The 22,273-nt window shown below is 36.2% G+C and carries 20 protein-coding genes and 1 riboswitch; of the genes, 16 read left to right on the top strand and 4 right to left on the bottom strand.

Features of this window, described 5'->3' with window-relative positions; all coding sequences use genetic code 11:
* Positions 1–231 precede the first annotated feature (231 nt).
* Entirely contained in the window at positions 232–1,788 is a 1,557-nt protein-coding gene (gene rny / locus G577_RS0101185; protein WP_028789571.1) for a ribonuclease Y, read from the top strand.
* Between the two features lie 52 nt (positions 1,789–1,840).
* On the opposite strand, the gene treR is transcribed toward rny, so the two are convergent.
* The 3 genes from treR to G577_RS0101170 are packed head-to-tail and all read right to left on the bottom strand — an operon-like array spanning position 1,841 to position 5,912.
* Positions 1,841–2,557: a trehalose operon repressor gene (gene treR, locus G577_RS0101180; RefSeq protein WP_028789570.1), complete on the bottom strand. Its 717-nt coding sequence runs from the start codon at positions 2,555–2,557 to the stop codon at positions 1,841–1,843.
* Between the two features lie 59 nt (positions 2,558–2,616).
* Positions 2,617–3,267, bottom strand: coding sequence for a beta-phosphoglucomutase (gene pgmB, locus G577_RS0101175; protein ID WP_028789569.1), 651 nt, complete (start codon positions 3,265–3,267; stop codon positions 2,617–2,619).
* Complete coding sequence (locus G577_RS0101170) at positions 3,264–5,912, bottom strand: glycoside hydrolase family 65 protein (RefSeq protein ID WP_028789568.1); 2,649 nt, start codon at positions 5,910–5,912, stop codon at positions 3,264–3,266. Before G577_RS0101170 ends, pgmB begins: the two co-directional genes overlap by 4 nt.
* A 240-nt stretch (positions 5,913–6,152) precedes the next feature.
* On the opposite strand from G577_RS0101170, the gene treP reads away from it, so the two are divergent.
* From treP to thiD, 12 genes are all read left to right on the top strand, one after another.
* Positions 6,153–8,153 carry a PTS system trehalose-specific EIIBC component gene (gene treP / locus G577_RS0101165; RefSeq protein ID WP_028789567.1) on the top strand — a complete coding sequence of 667 codons (2,001 nt, stop codon included), beginning with the start codon at positions 6,153–6,155 and terminating at the stop codon, positions 8,151–8,153.
* Positions 8,154–8,424: 271 nt separating this feature from the next.
* Positions 8,425–9,276 (top strand): 4-(cytidine 5'-diphospho)-2-C-methyl-D-erythritol kinase, encoded by an 852-nt coding sequence (gene ispE / locus G577_RS0101160; protein WP_028789566.1) that lies wholly within the window; start codon positions 8,425–8,427, stop codon positions 9,274–9,276.
* 354 nt (positions 9,277–9,630) lie between these two features.
* Positions 9,631–10,311, top strand: a complete 681-nt coding sequence (locus G577_RS0101155; RefSeq protein WP_028789565.1) for a metal ABC transporter ATP-binding protein — start codon at positions 9,631–9,633, stop codon at positions 10,309–10,311.
* Entirely contained in the window at positions 10,284–11,123 is an 840-nt protein-coding gene (locus tag G577_RS0101150) for a metal ABC transporter permease (RefSeq protein WP_028789564.1), read from the top strand. Before G577_RS0101155 ends, G577_RS0101150 begins: the two co-directional genes overlap by 28 nt.
* A gap of 142 nt (positions 11,124–11,265) precedes the next feature.
* Positions 11,266–12,108, top strand: coding sequence for a pur operon repressor (gene purR, locus G577_RS0101145; protein WP_028789563.1), 843 nt, complete (start codon positions 11,266–11,268; stop codon positions 12,106–12,108).
* Positions 12,109–12,140: 32 nt separating this feature from the next.
* Positions 12,141–12,545 carry a nucleoside-diphosphate kinase gene (ndk, locus tag G577_RS0101140; protein ID WP_028789562.1) on the top strand — a complete coding sequence of 135 codons (405 nt, stop codon included), beginning with the start codon at positions 12,141–12,143 and terminating at the stop codon, positions 12,543–12,545.
* Between the two features lie 95 nt (positions 12,546–12,640).
* The gene (glmU, locus tag G577_RS0101135; protein ID WP_028789561.1) at positions 12,641–14,014 is read left to right on the top strand and encodes a bifunctional UDP-N-acetylglucosamine diphosphorylase/glucosamine-1-phosphate N-acetyltransferase GlmU; all 1,374 of its coding nucleotides are present in this window, start codon (positions 12,641–12,643) and stop codon (positions 14,012–14,014) included.
* Between the two features lie 254 nt (positions 14,015–14,268).
* On the top strand, positions 14,269–15,243 hold the full coding sequence (locus G577_RS0101130) for a ribose-phosphate diphosphokinase (protein ID WP_028789560.1): 975 nt from the start codon (positions 14,269–14,271) through the stop codon (positions 15,241–15,243).
* Positions 15,244–15,509: 266 nt separating this feature from the next.
* Positions 15,510–15,613: riboswitch (TPP riboswitch) on the top strand.
* A gap of 55 nt (positions 15,614–15,668) precedes the next feature.
* The gene (gene thiT / locus G577_RS0101125; RefSeq protein WP_028789559.1) at positions 15,669–16,250 is read left to right on the top strand and encodes an energy-coupled thiamine transporter ThiT; all 582 of its coding nucleotides are present in this window, start codon (positions 15,669–15,671) and stop codon (positions 16,248–16,250) included.
* 44 nt (positions 16,251–16,294) lie between these two features.
* Entirely contained in the window at positions 16,295–17,119 is an 825-nt protein-coding gene (gene thiM / locus G577_RS0101120; protein WP_028789558.1) for a hydroxyethylthiazole kinase, read from the top strand.
* Complete coding sequence (gene thiE / locus G577_RS0101115) at positions 17,116–17,745, top strand: thiamine phosphate synthase (protein ID WP_028789557.1); 630 nt, start codon at positions 17,116–17,118, stop codon at positions 17,743–17,745. Before thiM ends, thiE begins: the two co-directional genes overlap by 4 nt.
* Positions 17,746–18,573, top strand: coding sequence for a bifunctional hydroxymethylpyrimidine kinase/phosphomethylpyrimidine kinase (thiD, locus tag G577_RS0101110; RefSeq protein ID WP_028789556.1), 828 nt, complete (start codon positions 17,746–17,748; stop codon positions 18,571–18,573).
* A 46-nt stretch (positions 18,574–18,619) separates the two neighbouring features.
* On the opposite strand, the gene G577_RS0101105 is transcribed toward thiD, so the two are convergent.
* Positions 18,620–19,411 carry a hypothetical protein gene (locus G577_RS0101105; RefSeq protein WP_028789555.1) on the bottom strand — a complete coding sequence of 264 codons (792 nt, stop codon included), beginning with the start codon at positions 19,409–19,411 and terminating at the stop codon, positions 18,620–18,622.
* A 181-nt stretch (positions 19,412–19,592) separates the two neighbouring features.
* On the opposite strand from G577_RS0101105, the gene G577_RS10845 reads away from it, so the two are divergent.
* The 3 genes from G577_RS10845 to gmk all read left to right on the top strand — a co-directional run bounded on the left by G577_RS10845 (position 19,593) and on the right by gmk (position 22,271).
* Positions 19,593–21,134, top strand: coding sequence for a patatin-like phospholipase family protein (locus G577_RS10845; RefSeq protein ID WP_051176578.1), 1,542 nt, complete (start codon positions 19,593–19,595; stop codon positions 21,132–21,134).
* Positions 21,135–21,282: 148 nt separating this feature from the next.
* Entirely contained in the window at positions 21,283–21,501 is a 219-nt protein-coding gene (locus tag G577_RS0101095) for a YdbC family protein (protein WP_028789554.1), read from the top strand.
* A 155-nt stretch (positions 21,502–21,656) separates the two neighbouring features.
* Positions 21,657–22,271 (top strand): guanylate kinase, encoded by a 615-nt coding sequence (gmk, locus tag G577_RS0101090; RefSeq protein ID WP_028789553.1) that lies wholly within the window; start codon positions 21,657–21,659, stop codon positions 22,269–22,271.
* Positions 22,272–22,273: the final 2 nt, after the last annotated feature.

The following is a 22,273-nucleotide window of genomic DNA, read 5'->3' as shown; positions in this document are numbered from 1 at the left end:
ACAACGTTATCACAAAAAGTGTTTTTTTATGAAAAAATAAATAATTTCACCTATGACTTAGTCAACACCTTTTACTTTTTAAGTTGACACTCTTTCCCACAAACATTAGAATAAAATTGTGTGAACTACACACATTATGCAAGTAGGCATATTGGTAATTTATTAGAACTATTGTTTATCAAAAAACTACAAAATACAAAACAAAAAAGATAGTATGGGGGTGATTTACCAATGGGGCTTAACATTCTCCTCGCTATCATCGGTTTAATTGTCGGACTTTTATGCGGAGTTTTTTTCACAAAATATCGTCATCAAAAAGAGATAGAAGGTGCTAAGCAAAGCGCGGAAAGCATTTTATCTGATGCCAGAAAAGAAGCAGAAACTCTGAAAAAAGAAACGTTGTTAGAAGCTAAGGAAGAAAATCAGCAATACCGGTCAGAAATTGAAAGTGAGTTGAAAGAAAATAGACGTGAATTAAAATCGCAAGAAAATCGCTTACTGCAAAGAGAACAATTACTTGATCGAAAAGATGATTCTTTGGAGAAACGTGAACAATCATTGACGGATAAAGAAAATAACGTCAATGAAAAACAACAATTAATTGACGAGCGAGAACAAGAGGTTGAAGCAACTATCCAAAAACAACAAAGTGAATTAGAAAGAATCGCTGCGTTGTCAAAAGAAGATGCAAAAGAAATGATCATGAAATCAACCGAAGAAGAGTTGGATCATGAGTTAACGGTCATGGTAAAAGAATCAGAGCAACGAGCTAAAGATGAAGCCGATCGTAAAGCGAAAAATATATTATCATTGGCTATCCAAAGTAGTGCTGCTGATCAAGTTTCTGAAACGACGGCTTCTGTAGTTACTTTGCCAAATGATGAGATGAAAGGGCGAATTATCGGCCGTGAAGGACGTAATATCCGTACTCTTGAAACATTAACAGGGATTGATTTGATTATCGATGATACGCCAGAAGCGGTAGTATTGTCCGGTTTTGATCCAATACGGCGTGAAACAGCACGTATGGCGTTAGAGAAATTAATTCAAGATGGACGTATCCACCCGGCTCGTATAGAAGAAATGGTTGAAAAAGCTCGCAAAGAAATGGATGGACGTATTCGCGAATATGGAGAACAAGCAGTATTTGATATTGGGGTACATAGCATACATCCAGATTTGCTTAAAACATTAGGACGAATGCATTTTCGAACGAGTTATGGACAAAATGTCTTGCAACATTCTATTGAAGTAGCCAAGCTAACAGGAGTATTAGCTGCTGAAGTAGGTGAAGATGCCCAATTAGCCAAACGTGCTGGTCTTTTGCATGATATAGGAAAGGCAATAGATCACGAAGTAGAAGGCTCTCATGTACAAATTGGAGCTGAACTAGCTGCTAAGTATGGGGAAGATTCTGTTGTGGTTAATGCCATTGCCTCTCATCATGGGGACACGGAAGCTACTTCGGTTACGTCTGTTTTAGTTGCTGCTGCGGATGCGCTTTCTGCAGCTAGACCAGGCGCACGAAGCGAATCATTAGAAAATTATATTCGTCGATTAGAAAACTTAGAAAATATTTCCAATGGTTTTGAAGGGGTTTCTTATAGTTTTGCTGTACAAGCAGGACGTGAAATACGAGTAATGGTTAAACCTGAAGAAATTTCAGATATGGATGCGATTCGTTTAGTTCGAGATATTCGGAAGAAAATTGAAAAAGAATTAAATTATCCAGGAAATATTAAAATTACTGTTATAAGGGAAACACGAGCGACAGAATATGCGAAGTAAGACAAATAAAAAACAAAGGAACAATCTGTTTATGGATTGTTCCTTTGTTTTTTTAAGCTTTTCTTCTTCTTGCAAAATCCACAAAGCGGAATTTATCTAAGCGATGAATCGATTCTGTGTATTCAAAACAGCGGGTATCTTCTAGATAAACTAAACTCTTGACAGTAACTACATGCTGATCTTCTAAGTGTAGATCCATTAAATTGCGTAGTTCTTTATTTACAGGAGCAGCAGATATTTCTTTTTGAGCATAAGCAATTTTCAAATTTAGTTCGTTTTCAAAATACTCATAAATCGAATCTTGCGCTTTATCTTTAGGCAAGCAAGGGACAATATCGGCAAGAAGATAGTCCTTGTCCAAAATAATAACTTCGTCATTTATTTTACGTTGCCGAACTAACTTCCATGCTTCTTTAGCTACTGGCCAACCGGTCAGTTCATGTAATTTTGTAGAAACAGCAATTTTGCGCAATTCAACTACCGTTGTTTCGCTAGAAATATGTTCGGTCGTTTGTAGTTCTTTAAAACTGGTTAAACCGGAAATTGGAAAATTTAGGCGATTAATGTTTAATACAATGGAGCCCTTTCCTTGTTTTTTTTGAATGTAACCAGCATTTCGTAAAAGATTTAGTGCTTTGCGAACAGTTTCTCTTGAAACGTCATATACTTTGATCAGTTGATTTTCACTGGGAAGCAAAGAATGGGGTGGGTATTCTTCGGATAATATTTTTTGTTCTAAATCCTGAAATATTTCTTTGAATTTATTCAACGAGTTATTGCCTCCTTTCCATTTTTTATGACAAAAGTAGTAAGAAGGGGAACGACTTACTATTTCTGTAATAAATCACCTACTGAAAGTTCATTTAATTTTTTTATACGTAAGTCAGCTTGCTCTAAAGATTCTGTCGTTTCGACCCCAACTGCAAACATACCACAGGCTTTTATACCTTCAATTCCAGCTCTCGCATCCTCAAATCCCACTGCTTCTTTAGGAGAAAGATTAATAGCTTCAGCAGCACGGATAAAAATTTCTGGATCTGGCTTTCCTTTTTTTAAGGTAGAGGGGCCCACTATTGCGTCAAACATATTAAATACTTCTAATTTTTGTAAAATAAAGGGAGCATTTTTAGAAGCTGAAGCCACTACACAAGGTATTTGATAGTCTCTAGCGGCGCTTAAAAATTCTGTCACCCCTGGTAGTAGATCTTTTGGCGTTAAATCTTGTAATAATTCTACATAATGTTTATTTTTTTCTTCTGCGAGGGTTTCTTTTTGTGCTAAAGAAAAATCATTTTCTTTTCCCCCGTATACTAAAATTCTTTCTAAAGAATCCATTCGGCTAATCCCTTTAAGCCTTTCATTAAAAGCTAGGTCAATCTCGATATCCATCATAGTTGCTAGATCTTTCCACGCAATATAGTGTAAGTTGGCAGTATCAGTGATTACGCCATCGAGATCAAATATAAATCCCTTTTTCATTGAGAGTCCTCCTTGTAAGCTATTGTCTTTGCTTCATTCGCGTTTAATTGAACGTCATTATGGTTAACTTTGATATAAGCCTTTCGTGTAGCAGTAATTGTGATTGTTTCATGTGAAACAGTTACAGAATAATCAATGCCTCGAATGGTTACAGAAAATTGGAGGCTTTTCCAAGCTTGTGGCAAATTAGGCAAAAAATGGACAGTGTCTTCACGAATATCTAAGCCAGCAAATGTAGTTAATGGGATATACAATGTTGCAGCCATGACTCCTGCATGTATCCCTTCAGCAGTGGTTCCTCCTTGGATGTCACGATAGTCAGAATACAAAGCTTCTTGATAAAGATCCCATGATAACTTTTGGTCGCCAACCATTGCAGCTAACTGTGCATGAACAACGCGGGATAAAGTTGAACCATGTGAGGTTCTTGCTAAATAGTAATTAAGGTTTTTTTGTACATAATCTTTAGGCATTTGATAATGTAAATTTTCTAGAATGTTTGTTACTTGTTCTTTAGAAAAATTGTAAAACATCATCAAACTATCTGCTTGTTTAGCTACTTTATAATCATCCGCCGATTTCCCCTCTGCATTAAGAATACGATCCATTCGGTAAATATTGTCGTATTTTTCCTTATAATATTGCCAATCTAAATCTTTCAAGTCAAAATAGCCCTCAAATTGAGCAATAATTCCTTCTTCATTAATTTCTAAAGTTAATTGGTGTTTGATCTCTTTCATTTTATCAAGGATCTGATCTTTGACAGCAGTCTTTTCTTGAACGCGTGAAAAATCTGTTTGTGAGAATTCATTTCTGATACGTTCTATTTCTTCGAATAACCATACAACCATCATGTTTGTATACGCATTATTTTTTAAACCACTTCTTTCAGCTTCAGGGTAGCTTTCATGGAATTCGTCAGGTCCCATCACATGATTGATTTCATATCGTTTGCTTGTAGGATTATATACGGCCGCACTTTCCCAGAAATGGGCGATTTCTAAAAGCATTTCTAAACCGTAATTGTTCATAAAAGATTTATCTTGTGTGGTATGCCAATATAACCATATATTATAAGCAATTGCTAAGGAAATATGGCGTTGTAAGCGACTGTTATCTTTCTTCCATGTTTGGCTTATTGGATTTAAGTGCAATTCTTGTGACTGTTCAGAACCATCTAAACTAGATTGCCAAGGAAACATTGCGCCTTGATAACCTGCATCTTTGGCTTCTTTTTTAGCCATTTCTAAACGATTATAACGATACAACAATAATGGTTTTACTATTTCAGGGAAATGAAGGATATAAAACGGAAAAATAAATAATTCGTCCCAAAAAATATGACCACGATAAGCCTCTCCATGAAGTCCTCGGGCAGTTACAGAAGCATCTAATCCTTGATTTCCCCTAGGTGAAGCAGAGACTAGCAAATGGTAAGTATGTAAATTCAATAATTTTTGGGACATGATATCACCCGTGATGTTTATGCCCGCTTTTTGCCATAATCTAGACCAGTATTTGCTCGAATGCTGTAGACATTCTTCAAATGTTGGAAATGTTAACATTTGGAGGTCGGTTTTAGGTAAAGCTTCTCCTTGTTTGGATTGGCGTACAAAGACTGTTTTTTCGAAAGTATAAGTGGTTTGTTTTTTTGCATTTACCTGAACTTTTTGAATAATTTTATTATTTTGTTGTTCAGTAATTAAATTGGTTAATGAATGTTGATCTTTTCGTAATTTTGCCTGTTGGGAAACGGTAATATCAGAGTGAGTTGTTTTGGATTCAAGAGCCATCACATCTTTTTCTGTTTGTACGTTAGTCACTTGTAAGTGTTTTTTCGTTAAACTTCGATAACGTTCTACATTGTAATTATAAACCTCGCCATCTGCTTCTGATATGAAGGTGATCTCGCTGTCAAAGTTGAGTGGGGTAAATGTATAACGAATCGCATATTGTTGTATATCTTTCATGCTAACAATTTTTTCTGCTTGAATAGCAATTTCTTTTCCATCGGCTAATCTTAAGGTAGTCCAAGCAGTGAACAACCCCGTTTTTAAATGAAGTTGACGTTTCATATATAATATTTGATTATGTTCAATGTCAATACGTTTGCCATCGATAATTAAATACATCTTTTGTAGGTTTGGCGCATTAACAAAGTCTTCATTATAAATGGTTTTATCAGCCACTTGGGACCCAACGTTATTATAAAGCCCCGCTAAATAAAGTGCCGGGTAATTGGCATCGCTAATTTCCATCTCTGATGTTGTACCTCGTAGCCCTATAAAACCGTTACCAACGGTTAGTAACGTTTCTTTAGCATACTCATTTTTACCTGGGTTATAGCCATAATAAACTACATTCCAAGGGATTTGAGCTGCTTTGGTTTCAAAGTCTTCTGGTTGACCACAAACAAAAGGACGATTGGTCTCTTCGGTTAAGTATTGAGCTAATTCAAAAGTTTGTCCATCTTGTTCAAAAATTATTTCTTGATCAACTGTTCCTCCCTCAATTGTTTGATTCTTGTTTATTTTTTCTTTTAAATAAAGAATACGGTTAGCTAAAGACTCGGTTAAAGATTCTGTCGTGCCATCCAACCAATTGACTTTCCAAATTTCTCCTGTTTTTACATGAATGTAACCCATAATTCCCCTCCTAACTTGTCTATACATGCACTTTGATTATAACGGAAAATGAAAGCTTTTACAATAAATGTCATTGATAATTTTTAATAGCAGATAGCATGTGTTAACTAAACTATTTACTTATGGTAAAACACTTTTGTAAAATAAAATATATAAAACGTTTGCAATGTGAATGAACTCGAGGTATGATTAACACATAAACAAACATGTATATACAAATTTTATGAGGAGGTCACATTTATGCCAAAGTATCAAAAAGATGCTGAACAGCTATTAAAAGACATTGGTGGCAAAGAAAATATCAATGCAGTTACTCACTGTGCTACTCGTATGCGTTTTGTTTTGAATGATCCGGATAAAGCTGATCAAGAAGCAATCGACGAAATTCCGAGTGTAAAAGGAATGTTCACAAATGCTGGTCAGTTTCAAGTGATTATAGGAAATGATGTCGCTACTTTTTATAATGAATTTAAAGAGATTGCAGGGGTAGAAGGGACTTCTCAAGAAGACATAAAATCTGTAGCGCAGAAGAAACAGAACCCATTACAAAGAGCTGTGGGTGCTTTAGCTGAAATTTTTGCCCCTATTATTCCAGCCATTATTGTCGGGGGGCTTATTTTAGGCTTTCGAAATATTTTAGAAGGCGTTGACTTTGGTGGAGCTACGATTGTTGATCGTTCTACATTTTGGGCAGCAATCAATGATTTTTTATGGTTACCAGGTGAAGCTATTTTTCAATTCTTACCCGTAGGGATTACTTGGAGTGTGACCCGTAAAATGGGGACTACGCAAATCCTAGGTATTGTCCTAGGTATTACCTTGGTTTCCCCACAGTTGCTCGATGCCAACGAAGTAGCATCAACAGCAGCTGCAGACATTCCAAATTGGGACTTTGGTTTTGCCCAAGTTGATATGATTGGTTACCAAGGGCAAGTTATTCCTGCTATGCTGGCAGGCTTTTTACTAGCTTATCTGGAAATCTTTTTCCGTAAGTATATTCCTGAAGCTGTTTCGATGATTTTTGTTCCCTTATTTGCTTTATTGCCGACTATTATTGCAGCTCATGTGGTTTTAGGACCTTTTGGCTGGTGGTTAGGAGATATTATATCAAATGTCATATTTTCTGGATTAACCTCTTCGCTTAGTTGGTTATTCAGCTTTGCTTTTGGTTTACTTTATTCCCCTTTGGTTATTACCGGTTTGCATCATATGTCAAATGCCATTGACTTACAATTGATTGCTTCTGAAGTAACGAGTCACACGACGAGTTTATGGCCTATGATTGCTTTATCTAATATTGCACAAGGTTCAGCTGTATTAGCCGTTATTTACTTGCATCGTGGAGACAAAAAAGAAGAACAGGTTTCAATCCCAGCGATGATTTCATGTTACCTAGGTGTTACCGAACCAGCAATGTTTGGTATTAATTTAAAGTTCATTTATCCTTTCGTGGCTGCGATGATTGGATCAGGTTTTGCTGGTTTATTTAACAATTTTATGGATGTACGGGCCAATTCTATCGGTGTTGGAGGATTACCTGGGATTTTGGTCATTAACAGCCAGATTGGCGGAGGTTACTTAGCGTTTGCAATTTCCATGGTTCTTGCGATTGTTATTTCGTTTGCGTTAACTATTGTTTTTAGGAAACGTGGAATTTTCAATAAAGAAGACCGTGAAGAGCCTGCACCAGCCATTGCAGCTGACGTCGCGGCTTCAGGTGATATCGATCTTTCTTCGACAGAAGAAGGGACGGCGACTGTTTCATCAATAACGCAAGGAACTACAGAAAAACTTTTTGCGCCTGTTTCTGGCCAACTCCTTGAGATTACCGCAGTAGATGATCCTGTCTTCTCACAAAAAATGATGGGAGAGGGCTATGCGGTAAAACCAAAAAGCGATAAAATTTATGCGCCAGTGGAAGGGAAGATTTCAAGCGTGTTTGAGACAAATCATGCTATCGGAATTCTAACGCCTGCTGGTGCCGAGGTACTTGTTCATATGGGCTTAGACACTGTAGAATTAAAGGGAGAACCCTTTACCGTTAATGTCCAAGAAAACGATAAAGTTACAGCTGATACTCAGTTAGCTTTAATGGATCGAAAGGTCGTTGAAAACGCTGGGAAACAAACAGATATTTTAACTATATTTACCAATGGAGATCAAATTGGTTCACTTTCGATGAAAGATCAAAAAGAAGTTTCCGCTCAAGAAGAAATCGGGAGCGTAGAAGTCTTTTCATAAGGAAAAAGTCTATTTATATAAAAGTTTGTCATAATACTTAAATAACAAATATCCGAACTATAGTTTATGGGACTTGCGATTTGCTGTTTATTTACAACAACTTTTTGCTAGGTTGAAAAAACCGCAAATGTTTCTATAGTTTGGATATTTTTGTCTTTTAAGTGTGATCTGTATTCACTTATTACCTTTCTTTTAAGACCGTGATTTGTACCTATGCAAGGAAAAATTGCTATGATAAAATACAACGTGACTATTTGAGTGGGTGGAAAACATGGAAATTATTGAAAAAGCACCGGCAAAAATCAATTTAGGTTTAGATGTGTTGTATAAAAGAGAAGACGGCTATCATGAATTGGAGATGGTCATGTCAAGTGTTGATCTGGCTGATCATCTAAGTTTTGAGCGTTTGTCTGAAAATAAAATTATTATCGAAACTAACAAAGCTTTTTTGCCACTTGATCATCATAATAATGTTTATCAAGCTGCTTCTATTATAAAGAAGCGTTACGGAATTTCTGAAGGTATCAAAATTACTATTAAAAAAAATATCCCAGTAGCTGCAGGTCTTGGTGGAGGTAGTACCGATTGTGCTGCAGCTTTACGTGGTTTAAATCGTCTATGGAAGCTAAACCTTTCCATGGAAGAAATGATTGATATTGGGATGTATATTGGCACAGATGTTCCGTATTGTTTGTATGGTACTACTTCTTTTATTACGGGAAAGGGTGAAATTGTTAAAACATTGCAGCCTTTGCCAGCTTGTTGGGTGATTTTAGTTAAACCCAAGATGAGCGTTTCGACAAGAAAGATCTTTCAACAAGTTGATACGTCACAGATAACTCATCCAGATATGAAAAATTTAATGGCAAGAATCTTAAATCAAGATTATCAAGGAATGCTGGCTTACATGGGCAATAGTTTAGAGGACGTGACCATTGCTAAATACCCGATTGTGCAACAAATTAAATCACGTATGATGAGATATGGCGCTGATGTTGCTTTGATGAGCGGTAGTGGTCCTACTGTATTTGCCTTATGCAAAAAACAAAGCCGTGCTAAGCGTATTGTAAATGGAGTTAAAGGTTTTTGTGATGAAGTATATATGGTAAGGTCATTAAGTTAAATAAAAGGCTGGGACAAAAGTCTCCTTAATAATAAAATATCCGAACTATAAGAGAGATTGCTCCTGCGGTCCAGCAGGTCCTCGTCGCAAATTCACGACAATTAGAAAATCTTATCAAATATCGTTCGGGTATTTTTGTCTTGTCTTTATTTATGTCCCAGCTTCTTTTTATAACACAATATTAAGGATATTTTTTTGATTTTTACTTGACGAAAGAGACGGACTTTGCTATATTAATTTTTGTTTGCAAATCGTAATGAGTACGTTTTGTTAAAAGTGTATTTTGCATGTTATAGATACTTTTTTACAAAAAAATCATTTTCATTGTTGTTACCAAGTATAAGGAGGAAATATATGCGCTATATCGAAGTAGAAAACTTGTCCTTTTCTTATGACGAAGAGCCTGTTTTAGAAGACGTCAGTTATCATGTGAGTAATGGCGAATTTGTTACGTTGACAGGCGAAAATGGGGCAGCTAAATCAACGTTAGTTAAAGCAACTTTAGGATTATTAACCCCCGAATCAGGTAGCATTTATATTTCGTCTAAAAATAGTGAAGGGGGAAAGTTAAGTATTGGCTATATTCCTCAATTCGTTGCTTCGTTTAATGCAGGTTTTCCTAGTACGGTGTATGAATTGGTAAGTTCAGGTCGTTATCCTAAAGGACGTTGGTTTAAGCGATTGACTGCATTAGATAAAGATCATGTACAAAAAGCGTTAGAAGCCGTCGGTATGTGGGAGATGAGAGATCGACGCATTGGTGAGTTATCTGGAGGACAAAAGCAACGCATTAGTTTGGCCCGTGTTTTTGCTACTGATCCAGATCTTTTTATTTTGGATGAGCCTACTAACGGAATGGATGAACAATCCCGAGGGGATTTTTATCGTTTATTGCGACATAGTGCTCATGAGCACGATAAGGGAGTACTTATGATTACACATGACCACGAAGATATTAGAGCGTATGCTGACCGTCAGATTCACTTGGTGCGAAAGGAGGGAACCCAATGGCGTTGCTTTCATATGAGTTCATGAGAAGAGCTTTCTTAGCTGCACTTTTTATTGCTGGAATTGCTCCTATGCTTGGTGTTTTTTTAGTTATACGTCGACAATCTCTTATGGCGGATACGCTATCACATGTATCTCTTGCCGGAGTAGCTTTAGGATTTTTTCTGAATTTGAATCCTACTTTTACGACAATGGTAGTGGTCGTTGTTGCGGCTATTTTATTGGAATACTTGCGAATGATCTATAGTGGGTATTCCGAAGTTTCTATTGCTATTTTAATGGCAGGCGGTCTTGCGGTTGCCCTCGTATTAATGAACATTACAGGTGGAAATTCTTCGGTGAGTATTCAATCTTATTTATTTGGCTCAATCGTAACGATTACTCAACCACAAGTAGTTTTTTTAGGGATATTATTTGTTTTAATCACTTTCCTTTTCCTTTTATTTAGACGCCCGATGTATGTTTTAACCTTTGATGAAGAGTCGGCTCACGTAGAAGGGTTACCTGTTCATTGGATGTCTATGTTATTTAATGTGCTGACAGGCGTGGCGATTGCTATCATGATTCCAATTGCTGGTGCTTTGTTGATTTCGGCTATTATGGTTTTACCAGCAGCGATTAGTATGCGAATGGGAAAAAGCTTTAATGCGGTGATTTTAATTAGTGTGTTTATTGGGCTTATAGGGATGTTAAGCGGGTTAACTAGTTCTTTTTACATCGATACTCCCCCAGGTGCTACGATTACTTTAGTCTTTATTGCTTTATTTTTAATTATAAGCCTATTAAAAAGGTTTTATTCTTTACTACAACGTGGACAACGAAAACAAGAACAAAGATAGCAGAGAACGAAAATTCTCTGCTATCTTTTTATAAATTTAGATAAATAACGAACAATTTTTAGAAAAAAGAAGAAAACACTCGCTAAAAACAGGAAAAACCTTTATAATTGAAACGATTAAATTGAAAAGGGAGTTGAATGGAGTGAAAATCCGACGTAGTGAACGGTTAATCGATATGACGCATTATTTATTGGAACATCCACATGAGCTAATTCCGCTGACATTTTTTTCTAAACGTTATGAATCAGCAAAATCTTCCATTAGTGAAGATTTAGCTATTACCAAAAAAACGTTTAAAGAAAGAGGGATTGGCGTTTTAGATACTATTCCAGGAGCCTCTGGCGGAGTGGTCTTTATGCCAGTAATTGAAAGAAAGGAAGCCAAAGAGTACATCGATGCGTTAGCTGAACGTTTATCTGAACAAGATCGCTTATTGCCAGGTGGTTACGTTTATTTAACCGATTTATTAGGGCAACCGCAACTATTACGACAAGTTGGACGAATTATTGCCTCGAAATATATTGGAGAAAAAGTTGACGCTGTCATGACAGTTGCGACCAAAGGGGTTCCCATTGCACAAGCCGTTTCTTATTATTTGAATGCTCCTTTTGTTATTGTACGTAGAGACTCAAAAATTACTGAGGGTTCAACGGTTAGTGTGAATTATGCTTCCGGTTCTTCAGAAAGAATAGAAAAAATGGAGTTATCTAAGCGCAGTTTAGCTCGGGGTTCTCGTGTATTGGTCGTTGATGATTTTATGAAAGGTGGCGGAACGATCAATGGTATGCAAGGACTTATTGAGGAATTTGATGCTGAATTAGTGGGTGTTTGCGTTTTTGCTGAGGCAAACTTCAAAGGAAAACGAGCCGTTACTAATTATGATTCGCTATTATACGTAAAAGATGTTGATACACAAACAAAGACAATACAAGTAGTTCCTGGCAATTATTTTGACGAAGAAAATACTAGGAAAAAAGCAAACTAGTAAAATGGTTATCATACAAGGAGAGAATTATCATGACTGAACAGACTTTAGTAATTATAAAACCTGATGGCTTATTGCGCTCCTTAGTGGGGCGAATTATCCAACGTTTTGAAGAGAAGCAATTACAAATCTCTCAAATCAAAAAAGAAGAATTATCCCAAGCCCAGCTACGTGAGCATTATTCTCATTTGGCTAATAAATCGTTTTTTCCGACGCTTATGAGTTATATGATGGAAGGACCCGTATTACTAATGGTCATTGAAGGAACAAGCGCAGTTACGCGCACTAGAAAAATTGTGGGAGTTACTGACCCTATGGAAGCAGAAATGGGGACTTTGCGAGGAGATTTTGGAGTAGATAAAACAAGAAATTTGATTCATGCTTCTGATTCAGTGGAGACAGCTCATGAAGAAATTGTGCGTTTTTTTAGTAAATAAAAAATTGGTCTACCTGCAATTTTGTTCCACTGGTTGAAAAGTAGAAACAAGTGGGCTACACTTAAACAAGCAAAAATAAAAATGGAGTGAGACAGGTGGATGAACGTTACGCAATTATTTTAGCAGCTGGTAAAGGTACACGAATGAAATCAAAACTATACAAAGTACTACACCCAGTTTGCGGTAAACCAATGGTCGAACATATCATGAATCGTGTAGAAGAAGTTAACCCCAAAGATGTTATTACCGTGGTTGGTCATGGAGCAGATGAAGTCAAAGCCCAACTTGGCACACGGAGTGAATATGCGCTCCAAGCTGAACAATTAGGTACAGGGCATGCAGTCATGCAGGCCGCTGACTTCTTAAAGGAAAAAAAGGGAACGACGCTTGTTATTAGTGGCGATACACCGCTTTTGACAAGTGAAACTTTGGATCAATTATTTGAATACCATCAAGCAAAGGGTGCTTCAGCTACAATTTTGACGGCTCAAGCAGATGATCCCAATGGGTATGGCCGTATCTTACGCGACCACGTAGGTATTGTCGATAAAATTGTCGAACAAAAAGATGCAACGCCTGAAGAAGCACGTGTCAAAGAAATCAACACAGGTACTTACTGTTTTGATAATGAACTTTTATTCGAAACACTAGAGAAGCTTACGACAGATAATGCTCAAGGGGAGTACTATTTAACAGATATTATCGAAATTTTAAAAGAGAATGAGCAAATTGTTGCTGCTTATCAAACAGATGATTTTGAAGAATCTATTGGGGTAAACGATCGAATGGCATTAGCTCAAGCAAATGAAATCATGCGTAAGCGGATCAATCAACAACATATGCGTAACGGTGTTTCATTTATTGACCCTAAGACAACTTATATCGATGAAGGTGTAAAAATTGGAGCTGAAACACTTATTGAACCTGGCGTTGCGTTGAAAGGAAAAACAACGATTGGTGAGAACTGTGCTATCACTCAGAATTCTCAAATTACAGATAGCGTCATTGAAGATCAAGTGACTGTAAAAAGCTCAACGATTGAAAAAAGTGTGGTCCATTCCCAGGCAGATGTAGGGCCTTATGCACATTTACGTCCTCAAGCAGAAGTTAATCAAAAAGTTCATATTGGTAATTTTGTTGAAATAAAAAATGCTGTAATTGGTGAGAAGACAAAAGTAGGTCATTTGACTTATGTTGGTGATGCTACTTTAGGCAAAGAAATTAACGTTGGCTGTGGGACTGTGTTTGTCAATTATGATGGGAAAAATAAGCATCATACAACAGTAGGCGATTATAGTTTTATCGGTTCGGGAGTTAATTTGGTAGGACCAGTAAATATAGCTAGTAATTCTTGTTTAGCCGCAGGTTCAACGATCACAGATGATGTTTACGAAAATGACATGGCAATTGCTCGCGCTCGTCAGGTTAATAAAGAAGGTTACGCAAAAAGGTTACCTTTTTTACAATAATATAAAGGAATTAAGGCCTAAATTTTTGGTGACAAAGTATCCGAACTATAGAGAGGTTGTTTTTACGATGACTCGTTCCAATGAGCCAATCTCATTCAATATTGTTCGGATATTTTTGACTTATTTTTGTTTTCTTGTATAAGAATATTTAGCCAATACCTTGTTTTAACTGTCTATAAACATTATAATTACAACGTAAGTGAGTATATTTAAGACGAGTGGTTCGTTGGAATGTATAGAAAGTGGAGGTCCTCATGTCCAATCATTATTTTGATCCAAGATTAAAGATTTTTGCGCTAAATTCAAATCGCCCGCTAGCAGAAAAAATTGCTTCAGCTGTGGGTGTAGAATTAGGGAAATGTACAGTACAACAATTTAGCGATGGCGAAATCAAAGTGAACATCGAAGAAAGTATTCGAGGAGCGCATGTCTATGTTGTCCAATCGACTAGCAGTCCAGTGAATGACAATTTGGTGGAACTTTTGATTATGATTGATGCTTTAAAACGAGCGAGTGCAAAAACGATTAATGTAGTGATGCCATATTATGGTTATGCACGTCAAGATCGTAAAGCGCGTGCGCGTGAGCCAATTACTGCTAAACTTGTGGCAAATATGATTGAAAAGGCTGGAGCTAGTCGCTTAGTGACACTAGATTTGCATGCTGCTCAAATCCAAGGCTTTTTCGATATCCCAGTCGATCATTTGATGGGTGCTCCATTAATTGCTAACTATTTTATTGAGCATGACATCAAAGGCGATGATGTTGTAGTTGTATCGCCAGACCATGGAGGTGTATCACGAGCACGTAAGTTAGCTGAGTTTCTAAAAGCATCTATTGCCATTATTGATAAGCGTCGTCCTCGTGCAAATGTAGCGGAGGTTATGAATATCATTGGAGATGTTGAAGGGAAAACTTGTGTAATCATTGATGATATGATTGATACAGCAGGTACGATTACGCTTGCGGCAAATGCCCTAAAAGAGGCTGGAGCAGTTAGCGTTTATGCTTCTTGCACGCATCCCGTACTTTCGGGGCCAGCTTTGCAGCGGATCTCTGATTCGGCAATAGAGCATTTAGTAGTAACAGATTCTATCAATTTACCAGAAGAAAGTAAAATTGATAAACTTGAAGAAATTAGTGTTTGTGATTTAATTGCTGAAGCAATTAAACGCGTTCACGAAAATAAACCTGTTAGTCCGTTATTTGAATCAAAACTTGATTTTTAAGGATAAAAAGAAGTTGGAACAAAAGTCTTATTTTGCTTTTGTTCCAACTTCTTTTTTTATAAATACGGGTTATTTATAAAAAAGTAACATTGAATTAACCGTTTTTGCTATAAATTGTTTAGTGAAGACGGGGAGATTTGTTAAAAAAGAGAAAAACTAAATTAAATTTATTTCATTGTGTAAAAGAATTTTGGTATGAAAAAATGTTAGCGGTGTTTTTTTGGTGAAAATATGTTATGCTAAGTTTGTAAATAATTAAATAGAATCTGATCACAAAGGGGAGTCCATATGGACTGAGATTGAGTATACTCTCTAAACCCTTCGTACCTGTTTCGATCATTCGAACGTAGGAATTGTGACGAGTTGAAGTAAATAAGCTTCTCCTTTGTGAATTGAAAAGATTCTAAAAGGAGGAGTTTTTTGCTATGCGTTCAAACATAAATGTTTGGGTGGAAGGCACTATTATTGCAGCTTTAAGTATTTTGTTATCCTTTTTGCCTACTGGGATGGGGACAACTTTTACTGTATCTTTAGGGCAAATTCCTATGATTGTATATGCATTACGTCGTGGGACCAAGCCTGCGTTATTTGCGGGAATTATTTGGGGATTCTTACATTTTCCATTAGGACAAGTTGTTTATTTAAGTATCGCACAAGTTTTGATTGAATACATTGTAGCTTACCCATTTGCTGGTCTTGCCGGTCTTTTTGCTGCTAGGTTACATCGAGCTCTTGATAGAAAAAATGATGGACAAGCTCGGGTGGCCATTGTTAGTGCCTGTTTAGTTGGTACATTTGCGCGTTTTTTCTGGCATTTTGTTGCTGGTTATATTTTTTGGGGACAGTATGCAATGTGGGGACTTTCCCCGGTGATTTATTCATTAGTAATTAACGGCACAAGCGCGTTGTTGACTACTTTTGCTGCGATCGTTATTTTGTTGATTTTAGAAAAAGTGTTTCCAAGACTTTTTACACCTAAAGATCAAATGTCTGTAAGTAACTATTAGTTTTAAGAAATGTCATTCTTATTTGGACAGAAAGGGAGAGACTTATGAAAAAAATTGCAGATAGGGCTAGCGAAATTTTTCCGTTAAAGCAAGCACCATTAGTTCATTGCATTACAAATGATGTTTCTATAGAGACCGTCGCTAACACATTACTATATATTAATGCACAACCTATTATGACCAATGATGTAAGAGAGTTTTCTGAACTTTTTAAACATACAAGTAGTTTATTACTAAATCTTGGAAGCTTATCAAAGGAAAAGGAAAGCGCGCTTTTGATGGCTGCAAAAAAGGCTAAAGCAAAAAAGAAACCTTTTGTTCTTGATATAGTAGGAGTGACAAGCGCTCCTATTGCCTTTTACTTGTCACAACAGTTAGAAAAATACAAACCTAATATTTTAAAAGGTAATGTTTCGGAACTACGCGCGTTTTGTGGTCTTAAAGTAAGCGGGAGAGGCGTTGATAGTAGTGAATTTGATCAAACGGAAGAAGGAATGGAAGAGTTAGTCAAGGCTTTAAAACAGCAAGATTCATCAATTACCTATCTTGCTACGGGAAAAAAAGATCTGATTGTTTCAAAAGATGAAACGTGGGTCATGGAAAATGGCGTGGAAAAACTCCAACAATTTACCGGAAGTGGTGACCTCCTAGGTGCGCTGATTGCAGCTTTATTAGGGGAGGGGTTTGATAATTTATCAGCAGCTATATTTGCTCTTAGTTATTTAAACATTTGTGGTGAGCATGCTAATAAAAAATTAACATCATCTAATGGGTTGGCAGATTTTCGTCATGAAACTTTAAATCAGTTGTCTCTTTTATCTGTAACGAATGATAATTGGTTTAACCAGGTGAAAGGAAGAAAGCAATGAGAACAGATATGAGTTTATATTTAGTAACGGCTCGATATGGGGAAAACGACGAAGAATTTTTAGAAAAAATTGAAGAAGCTTGTAAGAATGGCGTATCGATGGTGCAATTGCGAGAAAAAGAGATCACTACGTTTGCATATTATGAATTAGCTAATAAAGTAAAAAAAGTGACAGATCGTTATCAAATTCCATTAATTATTAATGATCGTGTCGATATATGTCTAGCGGTTGATGCTGCCGGGGTACACATCGGTGACGACGAGCTACCAACTGGAGTAACACGGTCTCTTATAGGTAATAAAATTCTTGGAAGATCGGTTAAAAGTGTCTTACAGGCAAAAGAAGAACAAAAAAATGGGGCGGATTACCTAGGTGTTGGCGCGGTATTTCCAACAGCAACCAAGGAAAAAGCACAATCCACTTCTTTAAAGACGCTGAAACAAGTGACTCAACAAGTAAGAATTCCAGTAGTTGCTATTGGGGGTATTACGGAAGAACGAATTAAATCGTTTGATCATATTGGTATCGATGGGGTAGCTGTGGTGAGTGAAATTATGAAAGCTAGCGATATTGGGAAAAAAGTCCGCCAAATGAAAAAAGAATTTGCTCAATTGGAGGGAAAATAAATGAGAGGCCAAGTACCACAAACAGTCACCATTGCAGGTTCAGATTCGGGCGGAGGCGCAGGTGTGCAAGCTGATCTAAAAACGTTTCAAGCTAGAGAAGTTTTTGGAACAAGTATTTTCGTTGCATTAACAGCTCAAAACACTAAAGGAGTTCAGCAAAGTTTACCTGTGCCTCGCTCTTTTATCGAGGCTCAGTTTGCTTCTTTAGCCGATGATTTTCATATTCACGCGGCAAAAACTGGGATGTTATATGATCAAGAACACGTACAAACCGTTGCTGATTGTTATCAAAAACATTCATTCGGACCTTTAACGGTAGACCCTGTTATGATAGCAAAAGGTGGACATTCTTTATTGAAAGAAGAGGCAATACAAACAATAAAAAAAGAACTTTTACCTCAAACTTACGTACTAACTCCGAATTTACCGGAAGCTGAAGTATTAACAGGTTTAAAAATAAAAACAAAACAAGAGGTAAAAAAAGCGGCTACCACTTTACAAGAAATGGGAGCAAAAAACGTTATTATCAAAGGTGGGCATTTAGAAGGGAAAGAAGCCACAGATTTTGTATTAATGGAAGACAGTTCTATTTTTCAATTGAGTGCACCTCGTATTCAGTCAAAAAATACCCATGGTACTGGAGATACGTTTTCTTCTTGTATAACAGCAGAATTGGCTAAGAAAAAACCGTTTAAAGAAGCAGTTTTTACAGCTAAGGCATTTATTCAAGGTGCTATAGAAGAGCAAATTATTGTAGGCTCTGGACATGGGCCAACGAATCATTGGGCAAAATTAAGTAAAAATATTACAGTAAAAGAAGGCTTTTAGGCATAATAAAAAGACGAAGAACATCATATTCTTTGCCTTTTTTATGTTATGATAAGGGTATGTTTGATAGGGCTCCTAAGTCTAAATCGTCTTGATCAACATCAAGCCCCCATGTTTTTTTACTAGAATAATAAGTTAGATTTCCAATAAATGCATCATTTTTAAAGCTAGGCTCGCCCATTCGAATCCGAGTGTCTTCGACTAAAAATAAAGGGATTTGATATTTTTTATTTTGAAACTCTGTTTGTTTAAATGAAAAAAGGACGCCAGCCTTCATTAATTCGCTCAACTTTTTAACTATATTGAGTGGTAAAGTTTCAACGGGGTGATCCTTTCGAAAAGGAGAGCGCCGAGCGTTTAAAATTTCTGTAATGATGTGAGTGATTTTTTGGGCCAAAACTTGATAAAATTCATCTAAATAACGATAATAAACACGCGATAAACTATCTTGTAAATCAAAATAAGCAAAGTTATTTTGTAGTTTATAAAAAAATGGCGAATGAAGATGAGTCTTCATATGACCAAAGTATAACAGTTCAGAAATCTCTATAGGACTTAGTTCTTTTAACATCATAGGATCGGTGAAATCAATCCATTTATTCGTATCAGTGGTTCGTTTCTTGTTTACTATTTGAAAATAATTTTCAACGGCTTTACTGCCGCGGATGACTTTCATTGCGGTATGGTTTTCGTACTCCCCTAATTCACTAGAAGGATCTAATAATAATAAGTTTTTCGGGTAATGAACGATTGCTTGATGGAAATCAGCGGTAGAAAAACCTCGGGTCAAAACAGCGTTACTGATGTTGTCAATAAGTACATAAATAAAATCTGCCATCTTGAAAAACCCCCCTTTTTCCTACTTTCTCTAATTACATTTTACAATAATTTTTTATAAAATGCTTGTTTCGTTTCTTTTAAGTGTTTATTACACTAAGTAATATATTGTGTTTTTTATTTAAACTTTGAGATGCTGTTTTAATGGGAGCCTCTTATTCTTTTTAAGAGAGGATTTTAATATGGAGATAAAAAAATTATACGCTTCGATTCTTAATAAAAACCCTATTCTTTTAACACGTACAAAATTAATTTTTCCTTTCTATTCCACTCATTCTGAAGCTAAGGAAAAAATGAAAGAGGCGGTTTATAACCAAAATTGTTGGTATATAAAAACAGGCAACTGGATCGTTCTTTTTAGCATAAAGTGGAAAAACCAACGTCTAGAAGTCGAAAATTTATTGTATAAAGGTTCTGAGAAGGTTACTTGGCTTTTTATTTTACAAATTATTGAAAAATTTGCTCGTAGTTACTTTGTTTCTAAAATAACTTTTTCGTTTTTTACTAAAGGCGTTTTATTTCCTTGGCTAACTTCGCAAGGTTACCAACAAGACGAGCACGGTTTTTCTAAAGAATTGTCTTATCACACAGCCCTTGTTTTAAGTGGTGGTGGTGCCAGAGGAGCTTATCAAATTGGAGCTTGGCGAGCTTTAAAAGAACTAGGGATTTCTTTTGAAATGATTACTAGTACCTCAGTAGGTACCTTAAATGCAGCGCTTATTATGATGAATGATGAGACAAAGGCACAGCAACTTTGGTATAAAATTAGTACAGAACAAATTTTAGCTTTTCCTCAAGCTGCTGCTACAAACTATTCTTTTAAGCAGTTAACTCGTCAGCTTCGTTCGCTTAGTAAAACAGCAATGAAAGAAAAAGGCGTTAGTACTTTACCACTTCAAAAGTTAATGGTACAAACATTAGATGAAGCTAAATTAAAAACTTCCTCTATTAAATTTTATATATGTACCACGCGTTTAAAAGGGCTAAAGGAAAAAGTTGTCGCTATTCATTCGATAAAACAGTCTTGGAAGTGGTTGACGGCTTCTGCTGCTTTTTTTCCAGCGATGCAGCCTGTACGAATTCAAGGAGAAGATTATGTTGATGGGGGTTACCGTAATGATTTTCCATTAGATGTAGCTTTGTCTAAAGGAGCAAAAGAATGTATCTGTATTGATGCAAAAGGGCCTGGAGTCCGTAAAAAGATCAGCCTACCTGAAAATGTCGTCAATGTTCAATTACGTTCTCCTTGGCCTTTAGGTAGTTTTCTAATTTTTGATAGCAAACGTTCTAAAGTAAACGAACGGTTAGGCTATTTGGAAATGTTAAAATATTTTGGGAAGTATACTGGTTTTTGGTATACTTTTAGCAATATGACGGATTGGCAAACAAATTGGCAAGCATTTATTATGAGCTTATCTGCTCAAGAATTTGCTTTGTTAAAAAAGAGTAACTTTTGGCAGAAGTTTTATAAATATCACGGCAAAAAAGTTTCCTTAGAACAAGTTGGGGAAGCATTTGTCGAACTTATCGGGCGTATTTTAAGACTTCCTGCTGATCGGTCTTATACTAAAGAACAATTTTTAAATGCTTTTATGAAGAAAAAACAGAACTTTCGTTTCCGCCTGAACTTGTGCGTTCTTTTAATGAGTGGGTTGAACTATATTATAAAGATTACTTTTTTCTTTCAAAAAAGAATCAATTCTTATTTCTTGATGCACTTTTAGAAAAAGATATGCACTTATCTAAATGGTTTATTGAGCAAACAGAGGTTTTATTTATTGCAGCTAAATTTTTTCATTTTTTAAAAAATGAAACTGAAGAAAAATGCGTAATTAATAATGAAGAATGAATAAACAAAAAGAGGGGAAATAAATGGCAAAAGATTTTTCATATGAAATTTTAGAAGAAATAGCTGTTTTATCAGAAAACGCGAAAGGTTGGCGTAAGGAATTAAACCTTGTTAGTTGGAATGGGCGGCCCCCAAAATTTGATTTGCGTGATTGGAGCCCAGAACATGAAAAAATGGGAAAAGGCGTAACCTTAAGTAATGAAGAATTTGAAGCTCTTAAACAAGCTGTAAGTGCAATGTAAGTAGAAAAATATTTTTGTAAACAATGAATTAAGTCTCTAGAAGTGTTAAACTAGATTTGGTGCTATTACCCGTTACAATAAAGTTATTCTTGAAAGTTACTGAAAAAAAGTGCAAAATAGACGTTAAACAAGTACAAGAGGGAAAGGACGTCATTATGACAGAGCGGGGATTATTGATTGTTTTATCCGGCCCTTCCGGTGTAGGAAAAGGAACAGTTCGCAAAGCAATATTTGATAGTGAAGACAATGATTTTCAATATTCGGTTTCAATGACAACTCGCAAACAGCGAATCGGAGAGATCGAAGGGGAAGATTATTATTTTCGCTCAAAAGAAGAATTTGAACAAATGATACGAAAAGGCCAAATGTTGGAGTATGCTGAATATGTGGGAAACTATTATGGAACTCCATTACCTTACGTTCAAAAAACATTGGATAAGGGAAAAGACGTGTTTTTAGAAATTGAGGTTCAAGGTGCTTTACAAGTAAAAGAAAAAGTGCCAGATGGCGTATTTATTTTTTTAACACCACCAGATTTGGCGGAATTACGTATGCGAATCACCGGTCGTGGAACAGATTCAGAAGATAAAATTGATGAGCGCATGAAAGTTGCTCGCGAAGAAATTGAAATGATGGCATCTTATGATTACGCCGTTGTTAATGATGAAGTACCTAAAGCAGTCGAAAGAATTAAAAATATTATTTCAAGCGAACACTTTCGAGTGGAACGCGTAATTGGAAAGTATAGAAAAATGTTAGAGGAGTTGTAATA

It is taken from the genome of Tetragenococcus muriaticus DSM 15685 (assembly GCF_000423785.1).
GTDB classification, from domain to species: domain Bacteria; phylum Bacillota; class Bacilli; order Lactobacillales; family Enterococcaceae; genus Tetragenococcus; species Tetragenococcus muriaticus.
Note: the sequence above shows the minus strand (reverse complement) of the source record. Positions and strands in the feature narration are given on the sequence as shown.

Coding starts and splice junctions, on each gene's coding strand:
- G577_RS10845 (WP_051176578.1), top strand. CDS start 19,593: ATGGAGATAAAAAAATTATACGCTTCGATTCTTAATAAAAACCCTATT.
- thiD (WP_028789556.1), top strand. CDS start 17,746: ATGAGAGGCCAAGTACCACAAACAGTCACCATTGCAGGTTCAGATTCG.
- G577_RS0101130 (WP_028789560.1), top strand. CDS start 14,269: ATGTCCAATCATTATTTTGATCCAAGATTAAAGATTTTTGCGCTAAAT.
- ispE (WP_028789566.1), top strand. CDS start 8,425: ATGGAAATTATTGAAAAAGCACCGGCAAAAATCAATTTAGGTTTAGAT.
- thiE (WP_028789557.1), top strand. CDS start 17,116: ATGAGAACAGATATGAGTTTATATTTAGTAACGGCTCGATATGGGGAA.
- rny (WP_028789571.1), top strand. CDS start 232: ATGGGGCTTAACATTCTCCTCGCTATCATCGGTTTAATTGTCGGACTT.
- pgmB (WP_028789569.1), bottom strand. CDS start 3,267: ATGAAAAAGGGATTTATATTTGATCTCGATGGCGTAATCACTGATACT.
- ndk (WP_028789562.1), top strand. CDS start 12,141: ATGACTGAACAGACTTTAGTAATTATAAAACCTGATGGCTTATTGCGC.
- thiT (WP_028789559.1), top strand. CDS start 15,669: ATGCGTTCAAACATAAATGTTTGGGTGGAAGGCACTATTATTGCAGCT.
- G577_RS0101170 (WP_028789568.1), bottom strand. CDS start 5,912: ATGGGTTACATTCATGTAAAAACAGGAGAAATTTGGAAAGTCAATTGG.
- thiM (WP_028789558.1), top strand. CDS start 16,295: ATGAAAAAAATTGCAGATAGGGCTAGCGAAATTTTTCCGTTAAAGCAA.
- treP (WP_028789567.1), top strand. CDS start 6,153: ATGCCAAAGTATCAAAAAGATGCTGAACAGCTATTAAAAGACATTGGT.
- G577_RS0101105 (WP_028789555.1), bottom strand. CDS start 19,411: ATGGCAGATTTTATTTATGTACTTATTGACAACATCAGTAACGCTGTT.
- G577_RS0101150 (WP_028789564.1), top strand. CDS start 10,284: ATGGCGTTGCTTTCATATGAGTTCATGAGAAGAGCTTTCTTAGCTGCA.
- G577_RS0101155 (WP_028789565.1), top strand. CDS start 9,631: ATGCGCTATATCGAAGTAGAAAACTTGTCCTTTTCTTATGACGAAGAG.
- gmk (WP_028789553.1), top strand. CDS start 21,657: ATGACAGAGCGGGGATTATTGATTGTTTTATCCGGCCCTTCCGGTGTA.
- G577_RS0101095 (WP_028789554.1), top strand. CDS start 21,283: ATGGCAAAAGATTTTTCATATGAAATTTTAGAAGAAATAGCTGTTTTA.